This is a genomic window from Bacteroides sp. K03 (assembly GCF_019734355.1).
GTDB lineage: Bacteria > Bacteroidota > Bacteroidia > Bacteroidales > Bacteroidaceae > Bacteroides > Bacteroides nordii.
This window is the reverse complement of the sequence record NZ_JAASHC010000004.1, coordinates 102,729-115,019: the sequence shown is the minus strand read 5'-3', so window position 1 is coordinate 115,019 and position 12,291 is coordinate 102,729. Positions and strand designations below refer to the sequence as shown.

Sequence of the window (12,291 nt, the reverse complement as noted above, 5' to 3'; positions counted from 1 at the left end):
TTCTTCCTTAGCTCAGTCGGTTAGAGCATCTGACTGTTAATCAGAGGGTCCTTGGTTCAAGTCCAAGAGGAAGAGCAAAGTTTAAAATCTTGACTGCAAATTATTCTTCCTTAGCTCAGTCGGTTAGAGCATCTGACTGTTAATCAGAGGGTCCTTGGTTCAAGTCCAAGAGGAAGAGCAAGAAAGTCCGTCACTATGGCGGACTTTTTTGTATTTATTCCCCTCAACAAAACGACAATGTCACCTTTATCATAGCCGCAAAACTACGCTATATGCTTATAGCAACCGTCTACCCTGTCCCATCCGTATAACTATAGCCACCATTCCCGAACACGCCGAATATCACAACTCATTAAAAAAAATGCTTCCCTTTAAAATATTCCTTTTTCACATTCGTCTACCAGAATAGATGGTATACCTCGACAACAAATTTAATAACCCTAAACTTTTCACAAGTATGTTTGGATTAAAAAGAAGAAAGATAATATCTTTACTCATAATAGACGCAAAGTGCACTGGTTGCGGTACGTGTATAGACAGATGCCATCAGGCTGATGACAAAAAAGATAGTGGAATAATGTACTTTAATAACAAAATCCCGGTTAATACACTGTTGTCGAGAAAACGTTACGCAGTGCTTCATCTGAGAAAACGGTTAACCCGGTTATATGAAGAACTTCTGGACAGTGAATAATTCTTTGACATAAGCCAAGCCATTTTCCAATTCTATTAGTTACTTTTGTGCAATACCAATAACAGTAAGGTAATATGGAAAAGAAAACAATTGTAGCACGCGTCGAGGTGCTTCCTGGCAAAGAACAGGAGTTTATCAGTAAAGCAGAACCTCTGATACAAGAAACAAGAGCTGAAGAAGGCAATATCAGTTACAATCTTTATCAGAATCCAACGAACCCGGTAGCATTCATCTTTTACGAAGAGTACAAAGATCAGCATGCAATAGATATACATGCTACATCCACACATTTCCGAACGTTCGGGAAGGCTATTAAAGGGTTATTGGCGTCAGAGCTAATCATCGAATCGTTCTAAACAAGTTATTCGGCTATAGCCAATGCAAGTATGCTAAAACGCACTTCACCAGCTTTTTCAAGGGCAGAAGCACAGGCCACGGTAGTAGCTCCGGTGGTAAGCACATCATCAATAATAAGTACATGCTTTCCCACGAAACACTCCGGAGTAACAAGATGAAAGGTACCATCCACGTTTTCCCAACGTTCAAACACAGATTTACGAGTTTGCGTTTCGGTATTCTTTTCACGTACCACACCGGAAGTTTCTACTGGTATGGAAGTAATAGCAGAAACTCCGCGAGCTATCCATTCGCTCTGATTATAGCCGCGTAGTTTCTGTTTTTTCTTATGAAGCGGTACAGGAACAATTACATCCACCCCTTCAAAAAAGCCGGAAGAAAGTAATTCTGCTGCCACACAACGTCCCATTACTTCTCCAATTTCCTTTTGACCACCATACTTCAATTGATGAAGGATATGACGAAAATCACTTCCCCGTCGATAAAAGAAATAAGCCGTAGCTCTTTCCAGAGGTATTTTCCCCCAGAATAATTGCTCCGCCAAATTATCTTTAATCTGATGGTATCCCGTACGAGGCAACTCCATATTACAACGGGCACACAAACACTTTTCTCCTTTTGCCAATGGACCACCACATATCAGACAACAGCGCGGAAAAAAGAGAGAAAAGAAAGAGCTAAACCAGTCTTTCATAATACTTAATGATTAAGCAATCCTTCTGGCAGAAGTTCGTTTACCAAATTCTGCAAAAGCGAATGAATCCCCCCATTCGTAGCAATAATATGATGCCCTTCTATAAAATGTTTATTCCCACAAAAATCGGTCACCTCTCCACCGGCTTCCAATACAATCAATGCAGCCGCAGCATAGTCCCATTTACCAATAAATGCTTCCAACCAACCTTCAAAGCGTCCGGCAGCTACATAGCAGATAGCAGCAGCGGCAGATCCATTCATACGAATACCACCCACTCTGCCATAAAGGTTATCTAACAGGTGCAGTGCTGTCTGTTTATATGCCCCGTCATTGTAAGGCAGTTCTACTATAAGAAAAGAATTGGTTATATCCCGAACTTCCGAAACTTGTAACTGTACACCATTCAACCAAGCCTTCCCTCCTTTCCAGGCATAAAAACACTCGTCACGGCAAACCTCATAAACAACACCAAGTAATAATTCATCGCGGTTACGCAGCGCAATACTAACACAATAGGGGGCATTATCATGGATATAGTTAGTAGTTCCGTCCAGCGGATCAATTACCCAACAATAGGGTTCGTCATTATAAGTAGCCGACCCTTCTTCGGCAATAAATCCCGCCTCGGGAAGTAATGCAGAAAGTGCTGCTACTAACTTTTTCTCTGATTCCTTATCTACATAAGAAACATAATCGTGCGCACACTTCTCGACAACATATTCAGAGCGAAAATTCTTCCGCTCTTCTCTCAGAAAACCACCGATAGCATTTGCTATACAGCATACATCGGCAGTCAATTGTTTTAAATCTAACATCTCATTTTAATTTAATCCTTCGATTTTCCCAAAGAATACACCTTCGACATTCCCGCATAAATGCCGGTATCAGAAAAATCACATACGATTGTCTTTACATGCTTATCTACAGAAGGAATACAAATATCCACATTAATAACAGATTGTGTCTGTGCTGGATCTGCAATATGAAAATATAAAGCGGAATTCTCCAGATTTTTAAAAAGTAGCGCACAACCTTTATCCACCTTTACCGTAATCTTACCATGATTGAACGTTGCAGCCCGATAAAACACCATCTCCCAAACATCCAGTTTCTTATTTCTGACTACCTGAATCGAATCGCTATTGGCAAGAATCTCTATATTGTCTACCGGATAAGCAGTCATGTCTTTCACCGTCTTTTTATTGGGAACCACAATATAAGCATAGGTTGCATCCCGGGGTGACAGCCCATGATCAAAACCCAGCGTAAATACATCTGTATCCTGCTCCATCCTTGGGGCAGCCGTATTGATATCATACCAGTTGCCGGACTGTGTTTTATTACTTAGAAAAACATTACCACCCATAGGGAATACATAGCCAACCTCATTGTGTAGTACCCAACTCAGTTTATCTTTATAGAAGTAATTTCCAGCTCCTACTGTGGAAATCCGGTTATTATCGGCTATGGTAACCGGTAACTCGTTATTGAGCAGACATTGATTCACCGTTGTACTGATACTCTCCGTGGCAGTAGATGTAATCCCTGCACCCAGACATACAACCTCATCATCAAAAAAGAACCATGCCTTTTTTGCAGTAGTATTTATTCCGGCATAATCATCCTGATAGGCATAAGCAGTTACCCCATAGATACTGTCTGACACACCACCGGCAAAGGTGGATGTTCCTCTCGTTTGCCAATCACTGGCAGCTTTAGGAATAGTTGTCATTTGCGGTGCTGTCACTCCGGGTATTTTTGCCCAGTCCCACACCGGGAAGATATTATAATACTCATCTCCCTTTATTACTATATTAGTACAACCATCCGAAAGGAAATAAGTTTTCAGATTCTCGCCATTCCCATACTCACACCGCATAGTACGAGAAGAAGCCATACGAACATCAAATGCATACCCCGGACGTACATGCAACGTATAATCTCCGATAAAATAGTGTGTATGGCACGGTTTCACAGCATAATCCGCTGGTTTCTTTCCGGCAAGGCGATCAACAATCGCCTCATATTCATCTGCATATTCCGGATCCAGAATGATCATTCGTTTAGCAAACTCAGCCATTGCGCTTTTATCCAGAATACCGGGACGGCTTACTCCACGCCCCAACACATCATATGACATATATTTACCACGAATCGTCTGGTAATAAGTACCCCGCATGAACTTACTCAGAAGTGCCAGTTTATCTGCTGGCAAAGCATACTGGGTACCTCTTGTATACATAGCCACCTGGGTCACTCCTTTCAGTATTTCGTCACCATAGCCACCTATATACAACTGTACTCCATGCTGAAAATAACAGTTATCATATTGAAATCCCTCCTTAGTAGTATACACAACAGTACTATATGAATAAGCAATGGCCTTTTTCAACATCTCTTCATCAGCTGTCAGGCAAGCCCGGTAAATCCAATGCAAGGCAATATCAGTCATATTGGCTCCGGTCCGTTTGGCCGGATCACCACCTTCAGCTTTCATCCGTTCCAAAGTTTTATGCTCAAGATCGGCAGGAATATGCTTTTTTCCCGTGCGCATCTGAATTAAAAGAACACCCATCCGTTGTGGTTCGGCTATCTGATTATACCACCAATTACTACAATTCGGATTACGCCGGTACCAATATTCAAGTGCAGCCACAATCTTACTATACAATGCTTCCTGCCGGTAGTATTTATTCTTCGGATTTGTATAGGCAAAAACAAAATCATAGACACGGTCAATGTGAATCAACGGTTCCCAGTTTGTACGGTCTGTACGACTATAATCTATATCTGTAAATGAACCATCGGCAGCATTGTATTTTGCCAGATATTCATCAATAGAAGGATTGCCGGCAAAATCCATCCGTATCTTATCCATCAACATTTCAAACTCATTTACTTCTCCCGGTGAAGGAGATAAAAGGCGGGTATTTGCCATGCTCGGTAGAAAAGGCACTGCAAGTACAACCAATACTACCATACAACGAAACACTGTTCTCATAGTCTGTTTTTTATAAATTACTTCTATAAATTGTCAGTAAAGTTGGCAATTTTCTATGAGATACAAGCTATTATACAGTATATTTTTCCTCTTTTTAAGATCCGGAAGAACCTAATATGATTCTGCTTCAATGATAATTAAATACTATATTTTACAAAAAGTATAAAAATCGGAACATTCCCTGCCTGTGGCTGTTTTATTCCTATAAACAATTAAAATAGAACGATTATGAGTGGTATTATTAACAGAAACAATCCTATTGCCGAAGAGAACATTGATCCTGACGGACGTCCGGCAATTGATAAGTTTGAAGATTGGAGTAATGAAGTATCAGAAACCGAAAATGCGTTTCATGATACCAAAGAAAACATTACTAAAAGTAAGAAAGAACGGATCAAGGAAATGGATAAAGTCATCAAAGAAGATTTGAAATGAAACAGTGCTTCTTCTCTCAGAGAATGCTGATTATCAAGCATTAAAAAAGTACGTACTTTTTTACTACAAACTAACGTATTTAACACAGCGTTAAATACGTATTTAAGTAGTAGTGAAATACGTACTTTCTTTATATAAAGAATCTATTTATTGGTGTACACATCCACCTTGAACTCTTCGGAAGGAAGAGTGGTAAGTTCTCCATAAGGAGTAAGAACTGACTGAATTCCTCCCTGTCCGACCCCCGAAGTACCACTATTCGTACGAATATACTTTCCGCAAACAGCCATATCCCAATCCGTACGGAGGCGCCAGTGAGCATCATCTTCTGCAGAATTCAGCGGCGAAGTACCTACTACCTCACCGGTAGACAAAGAGATATAAGTCCACTGCATATCATTCAGTCCGGATAAGGTAACCAAACGGTCTTCCTCTTGTATAACAGATTTCTCCGAAGCACAAGAAGTGAACAGACCTATACATATTAAAATAAAAATAATCGGTTTCATAACTAATTTTTCATTTACAGTTATCAAGGTAGAGGAGCATAACGAATGGTCAGTTTTCCATTCTTCCGGTCGTATCCCTGGAACTGTAATTTAACGGTTTGTCCGTTTGCTTTACGAACCACAAACGGGTGAGACTGAGGAGTATTAGTATCAGGAACCAGCCACTCCACAGGACTGGCTGAAAGTCCGCTTTCTATAGTAGAAGAGGTAGAAAGCTTTAACTCTCCTTTGATAGGCAGATCTTTCTCTGTACACGCATATTCTGTTCCAGTGCGATAGTCATTCACAGAAAAACTGTTTATTTTCCCTTCCCCTAATTTCCCATTGCCAATTTGCCTGACAATCAGAAAATATTTGGGAGAGCGGAAAGACTGAAAATCAGCTAATTTATCTGTAAAGTTAAGCCCTACTTCAATAGTCTTGAAAGATTCAAGTGTACCGTTTCCCTGCATATAATAGTCACCACCCTGTGTCAACATTAACGGATAATCTAATATGACGGAAGGAGAAGCGGCATCTCCTTCGGCTACACCCAAACGAAAATAGAGATCATTACGAGATGTATAAGTCAACTTCACCCGAAAAACAACAAGCGGAGTATGAATCTCCGGTTCTACCATAAGTGCCTCTGCATCCAAATCGGCAAGACCACCCTCAGCGGCAGGGAGTAGAAAATATTTATAAGGATAATAGCACTTACCTTCACTTCCCCACCAGGTTCCCCAGGAATTTACTACAATGAAAGCTCCACGCTCGTCTTCAGTAATCTCTCCATCACCATTTAAATCATAGGCTACCGTATCATCATACCCGGCAATGGTAAGAGCATGTGCTCCGTCCGTACCGGGACGGGTGATCATATGTGTCAATCCAGTGACAGATGTCCCCTTATAGGTAACCTCTTTCCAGTCAGAGCTCTTGCACGAAAAAGTAACCACACCACCCGGTTCTCCCTCTTCGCCACGATTATAAAGATACTGGCGAAGACGATCTATACCTTCCCGCGTCTTTAGAGTAAACTTTGAGTAACTCTTCACCCGATAATTCATAGCGCGAAGATATTTATCATAACCAGTCATCCAGGTAGTAGAAGAGGTGGCAGCACTCTCATCATTCATATCACTCAATGTTACAGCACCAGCTACCTTCATCATGTTATAACCCAGTTCAGGATGAGAGCCCTGGTCATTTCCTTCATTCAGATAATTCCAGGTAAAATGATAATTGAATATGTGTTCAGGACTATCAGCAGCACGATCAAGCAAACGGTTCAACTCATAAGTATAAACATAGCGCACACCAGAGGCTTGTGAGCAGGAATTACCCAACTGAGAAAATACAGGAGGGAAATATTTCAAGGTTGAATTATCTACACCCTCCGGGAGTACAGCAGAGGAGGCAGAACGTGTATTCGTCCCCCACTCCGGTATTCTTTGCCTGCGGGAGATATCCTCCTGTGTCAAAGGCTTCACCGGATAAACAGGGCGTACCTGCTGTGCTACCGATGACAGACCGATAGCAAGCAGGCAAGCTATTAAAATTATATACTTTCGTGAATTATTCATTTACGATGATTCATTATCCGATTATAAGTTTTAAGTGCCTCATCACGCACAGCTTGTGAATAACGGCTATCCTGACTCATAGCCTGTGCCACCTGGCTTATTTCATTGTGGCGACATGACATCCTGAACCATCCCAGCGCTTCAAGCAATGAAACCTGAACCGGTTCATTATCCGTTTTCTGGAGATACTCCAATAACTGAGGAATCTGGCTGTGCACATTATAATTGCGTAAATAGCGGATACGCCCCAACCGTTGATTCACCGTCAGACTATCATCTGCATAAATAGAACTAATATCTTTCAGCCAACGGTTAGAATTTACTTCAATAGCACGTTTAATGCCTTGCTCTGCCTTTTCGCTCTCTACATACAATGACGGATTAAACTGTTTCTGAAACTCAGCCGTCAATGCTTTTTCCGGGAGAAGTGCAAGTGCCTGTTTTACATTAAATTCAATACGCTCCGCTGTATTATTACGAATGGCAGCACGAATCAACGCAGGAACCAGACGATCATCTCCATTACGAGCAATCATATTGATAGCAAAACGCTGGATCATTTCATAACTATCGGATACAGCTAAATCAAGACAACGGATAAAGTTATCATCGTCATATTCAGAAAGTAATACCAGACATTCCATACGCACGATATCAGACGGGCTACTCATAAACTTATCCAACAGTTGTTTGGAGTTCATCTGTCCGCCATCCGAAAGCTGCCTCAATGCCATAGCCTGCAAAGCAGGATAAGAACTATTCAGTTGTTTCTTCCACCAGGCAGCATTTTTAGTTGAAAGCACCTCATTGATATCAAATCCCAGAGAAACGGGAACAGCAAAATGAAAAGTAGGATCACCAATCAAATGCCCTTCCAGATAAGGATTTTCCATCGCCATACGCCCAACTCTCATACCCAGACCAACAAGTCCCAAATAACGATCTGTCCACTTCTCCTGTAACACGTTTACACTGTTTGCAAGTACAGCCATTGTATTGCCTTTACCCGAAATATAGGCACCGGCTATATATTTATCTTTATGGAAAGAACCGTTGAAACAAGCATCCAGCACGATAAAACGGGCATTGGGAGTATAGTTGTCAAAGTCTTCAATATACAAATCGAGACTACGCAGGAAAAGAGAATCTTTTTGGGTGATTTCCGGATCAAAACTACCTTCAAACCAGGAAGCCGGCAGATCATCGAAACGCTTACTTAATACCAACTGTATCGAATCAGTATTCTTTCCCTTCTCACGGGCATGACGCATTGTTTCACGCAAATAAAGCTTGATGCCCTCCACCTGATCTTTAGTAGTCTGCGGTTCGGGCAGATCATTCATATATTCTATTTCCACATCTCCGTGATGATGGAGAATAGCGATATCAAGATCATTGCGCTGAAGTTCGGACATCAGGCGATACTTCACAGCAGCATCCCGTTTGTGATCAATATACTCAATGCCATTTTGCTGTATCCGTGTCCAGGGAAAGTTTTCAACTAAAGCTAACTTCTCATCAATCCGGGCCATCATAGATTCGGATACATACCCCTGCCCACTGAAGTAAAGTAACTGATCGGCAGGGTTAGTATTTTGCTTTAAAGCCACTACCTTTTGCAGATAAGCACGTAACTTATCATATTTAGAAGCATCATCAGCCGACATTTTTATACGTCCCGAATAGATTTCAGGAGACAGAAATTGCGGAGAATCCGGAGACAGAGAGTAGTAGTAATACAATGGATACTGTTCATCTTTATCCAGAAAATTGAACTTCAGATCGAAGTCGTCATAGAAACGGTCAGAAGGCACCGATGATTCGGTACGGGGAAAGGTTTCCTGATTCATTTTAAAAGCAGAAGTCAGGTGTTGTGCATCACGTATCATAGGTACCGGAATATCCCCGACAAAAACAGCTCCTTCAATAGGGCATTCCTTTTCAAGATACAACTGTTGAAGCTGAAAGCGAATCGAATCAGGGACTCCCCAACGGTCTACAATGATGTAGGTCTTTAGTCCGTCATTCTCTACAGCCTTAGCATAATTATCTATATCCGTACGAGCTTCCTTATAGCTCACCGGATCAACTACAATAGCGAAACCCCGTTGAAGTTTTGCAGCCAATGCAACAGAGGTTATTGTTCCGGCAAGAATCAGTAAGCTAACTATTCTTTTTATCATTTTTCGTCTATTACTTTAATTCATTAAAAAGTCAAATTCACACCCACATTTAATTGATTACGGTTTGTACCGTCCAGAGGTACATAATCTCCCGTGTAATGTTTCAATGTATACTCCGCATATACTCCCAGCCACGAGTGAAAACCGGAAATAGCAAGAGGAACCTGTGCCTTTGCACCTATATTCCCTTGACAGTAGGCAGCTGCAGAGGTTTCAAAAGCAGGAAGGCTATAAACAGTTTTCAGCTTCAGTCCATCAGCTGAAAAGCTGGAAGAAAGCCTGTGATTATACATCCCGTTAAGATAGATGCTAAGCAGACTTTTCTTAATAGGAAGGTTCTTACAGGCATTCAGTACAGCATAAGCAGCCGTATATTTCTGCAAATAAACCTCCGGATAATTTTTTATATCAGACTGACGGACTCCGGCCTTCACCTCCCAGGTGAAATGTGGTAGCATTTGCCGCATCCGGTCCATACGGTAGGTAAGTGAAGCATCCGTCCGTTTCTCGATATGGCATACGGAAGCATCTTTTACTTCCCATACGGTATTGCCATCTGCATCACTGGACTGTGTCTGGATATACCACGTTCCTTCTACTTTATTATGCGAAGCCTCAAGAGTGACATTATGCATTGTTCTTTCTCCGGAAATCCGAAAACGGTTCGTTAAAGAGAATCTTGTACGTGCATACTTTCCTCCTTTATATTTATTACTGCTGCTACCATCTATTGCTTCTTCTGTAGATTTCTCGTAACCTAACTCAAGAAAATCAGCCAGATGAGCCGCATTATTCCAACCCAACTGCAAATTACCCTGATAAGCAGTTCCGGTGTATCTCCGTTGGAAGCCAATCGCCTGCTGACTTTCATAATTTCCCATACCCCGGAACAAAAATAATTGATAGGTCTCGTAAGTTTTTACCAAAGTATAATTCACCGATTCACCCAGCCAGCGTACACCGGCAGAAGCACCAATTCTGAAGTTACCCCATTGATAATCCACACCCGGATTGAGCAAAAAGCGCATTCCTTTGATATCGGGGCGAGGATCTGTCTGATCCGCACTGCTTCCAACCTCATATATCGCTCTCAGCCCGGCTCTCCAATGTGCATTAATCTCATAAGAGAAACCTCCATTAAGTCTGAACTTCTCCACATTGTAATCACCCGTAAGTGAGTCGGCTACAATAAACGGGTTATCATCAGCTATAAACAGCGTACTGTTCCATTTCCGGTCTGTCTGTTTACCATTCTCATAGCTGACATCTCCTTCAAAAGTTATTTTGCCAATCCGCTGTATACCAAACAAGCTTCCACTCCACCAGTGTTCACGCGAGGACTGATCTACCAACCGGAAGTCACCCGAAGAACGAAGGAAGTTAATGTTGATATCCGTCACACTACGCAGAGGTGAATCGGAAATTGCCGTCGGATTATTACTGCCGTATTGTATATTACCCAGATAGAGCACATCCTGATACAAGCGTAGCGAATCTTTCCTGCCTTGCGCATGGCAAAGGCAGGAAAGAAACAAACCTATTATTAGAGAGAATTTCAGCTTTACAAACATGACTCGTTTTTTCTTTATTTATCTACTCCTGTCGGATGTGTTCCCGGAGTAGGAGTTTGTCCACCCAGGATGAAATCTTCGCTGGAGTTGTTTGTGTCTTTATACACCACCCGACCGTTATTAATAGCAATTACTTTACGACGGAGGCTCTTACCGGAGTATCCGCCATTCTTCAGAGAACCGTCAGAAGAACCGTCTACCCATGCCATACCCACATCCTCTGTAGATTTCAGGTGTTTGTATCGTTCGCTTGTTACAGCTGGTACAATATCGATACCATCAATTACATATTCACGTGGAATCATCAGCTGTGCCTTATCACTCTTACCGGGAGCCACCATCATATTCTCCGGATCAGCTACAAATGTTACATTCGTCATTCCTTCCGGGAGCTTAGCCAAAATCAGCGCCTGCCCATCTACAGAAGGCATGAAATCCATACCAAAGGAAGCATTCAGATAGAGGCAATCCATATTAGGAATTCCATTAATATCGGTATCGGTACTTGAGAACGGACCACAATAAATATCCCAGTCAGCTGTGCTCAAATCTACCGGAGAAGCTACATCATCACCTGTCAATTGACGTTCATTGTGTTTGATAGGATTCGTTGCAACCACCACACTTTCACCGGGTTGAAGAGGATGTTCCTTACCTGTTCCCGGGAAAGCAACGGTAAAGCTTGCCATCGGATAACGATCTAATAATTCTCCGTTTTCATCTACCCAGATAGAAGGAGAAGGAACATATACATTTACCGGAAGACCGTTGTCTACAATACCTAAGATAACTCCATCAAGATACTGCACTTCATCCGAGTTATTATAGATTTCATAGAAGGCATCTTTGAAATACCAGTCTTTCACTCCTGTAAAATAGACTTCTTTAAAAATCAATCCACTACCAGAGGCAATTGCCAAAGGTAAACTTACAGATTGATCGCTATAAACAGAAACTTTGCTTACCAACCCGTTCAGATTGTAATCTTTAGCACTACCTGATGCGCGGAAATCATATTCACCGGCATTCAAGGTAAACGAAGCTTTACCATCTACCGGATTAGCTACCGATTCTTCGGATGTTTGAGTATTAACGGCTGTTATTACCAATTCTGTTACATCCGCCATACTGATATCCGTGGGAAGAGTCACAGTTACATCCACTGTGTATTTCTTTGCGATGTTATCATTCTCATCATCTGAACACGATACCAAAAACAACATTGCCAACAAAGGCAATAAACAAAACAACTTTTTCATCTTTAGTTTTCTTTTTTAGT

The 12,291-nt window shown here is 41.6% G+C and carries 10 protein-coding genes, 2 tRNA genes and 1 pseudogene; 5 read left to right on the top strand and 8 right to left on the bottom strand.

What is annotated here, in order from left to right; translation table 11 throughout:
• Position 1 precedes the first annotated feature (1 nt).
• The 4 genes and pseudogenes from HCG69_RS05160 (at position 2) to HCG69_RS05150 (ending at position 1,050) form a co-directional block, all read left to right on the top strand.
• A tRNA-Asn gene (locus HCG69_RS05160) sits at positions 2-75 on the top strand.
• A 29-nt stretch (positions 76-104) separates the two neighbouring features.
• Positions 105-178: transfer RNA gene (locus HCG69_RS05155), tRNA-Asn, on the top strand.
• A gap of 417 nt (positions 179-595) precedes the next feature.
• Positions 596-694: pseudogene (locus tag HCG69_RS20620) on the top strand (RNA polymerase subunit sigma-24); the annotation flags it as partial.
• Positions 695-768: 74 nt separating this feature from the next.
• Positions 769-1,050: a putative quinol monooxygenase gene (locus tag HCG69_RS05150; RefSeq protein ID WP_221649149.1), complete on the top strand. Its 282-nt coding sequence runs from the start codon at positions 769-771 to the stop codon at positions 1,048-1,050.
• 5 nt (positions 1,051-1,055) lie between these two features.
• Here the strand turns inward: HCG69_RS05150 and HCG69_RS05145 are convergent, their stop codons facing one another.
• The 3 genes from HCG69_RS05145 to HCG69_RS05135 are packed head-to-tail and all read right to left on the bottom strand — an operon-like array spanning position 1,056 to position 4,749.
• Positions 1,056-1,745, bottom strand: a complete 690-nt coding sequence (locus HCG69_RS05145; protein WP_221649148.1) for a ComF family protein — start codon at positions 1,743-1,745, stop codon at positions 1,056-1,058.
• Positions 1,746-1,750: 5 nt separating this feature from the next.
• Positions 1,751-2,563, bottom strand: a complete 813-nt coding sequence (locus HCG69_RS05140) for an inositol monophosphatase family protein (RefSeq protein ID WP_221649147.1) — start codon at positions 2,561-2,563, stop codon at positions 1,751-1,753.
• An 11-nt stretch (positions 2,564-2,574) separates the two neighbouring features.
• Entirely contained in the window at positions 2,575-4,749 is a 2,175-nt protein-coding gene (locus HCG69_RS05135; RefSeq protein ID WP_221649146.1) for a polysaccharide lyase 8 family protein, read from the bottom strand.
• 228 nt (positions 4,750-4,977) lie between these two features.
• Between HCG69_RS05135 and HCG69_RS05130 the strand changes: the two genes are divergently transcribed.
• Positions 4,978-5,184 carry a hypothetical protein gene (locus tag HCG69_RS05130; protein ID WP_221649145.1) on the top strand — a complete coding sequence of 69 codons (207 nt, stop codon included), beginning with the start codon at positions 4,978-4,980 and terminating at the stop codon, positions 5,182-5,184.
• Between the two features lie 143 nt (positions 5,185-5,327).
• Here the strand turns inward: HCG69_RS05130 and HCG69_RS05125 are convergent, their stop codons facing one another.
• The 5 genes from HCG69_RS05125 to HCG69_RS05105 are packed head-to-tail and all read right to left on the bottom strand — an operon-like array spanning position 5,328 to position 12,271.
• Positions 5,328-5,693 carry an HmuY family protein gene (locus HCG69_RS05125; protein WP_195350595.1) on the bottom strand — a complete coding sequence of 122 codons (366 nt, stop codon included), beginning with the start codon at positions 5,691-5,693 and terminating at the stop codon, positions 5,328-5,330.
• Positions 5,694-5,716: 23 nt separating this feature from the next.
• Positions 5,717-7,258: a hypothetical protein gene (locus HCG69_RS05120; RefSeq protein ID WP_221649144.1), complete on the bottom strand. Its 1,542-nt coding sequence runs from the start codon at positions 7,256-7,258 to the stop codon at positions 5,717-5,719.
• A complete protein-coding gene (locus tag HCG69_RS05115; protein ID WP_221649143.1) occupies positions 7,255-9,441 on the bottom strand; it encodes a HEAT repeat domain-containing protein in 2,187 nt (728 codons plus the stop codon). Before HCG69_RS05115 ends, HCG69_RS05120 begins: the two co-directional genes overlap by 4 nt.
• 23 nt (positions 9,442-9,464) lie before the next feature.
• Positions 9,465-11,012, bottom strand: coding sequence for a DUF6850 family outer membrane beta-barrel protein (locus HCG69_RS05110; protein ID WP_221649142.1), 1,548 nt, complete (start codon positions 11,010-11,012; stop codon positions 9,465-9,467).
• 14 nt (positions 11,013-11,026) lie between these two features.
• Entirely contained in the window at positions 11,027-12,271 is a 1,245-nt protein-coding gene (locus HCG69_RS05105) for a DUF4876 domain-containing protein (RefSeq protein ID WP_221649141.1), read from the bottom strand.
• Between the last annotated feature and the right edge of the window lie 20 nt (positions 12,272-12,291).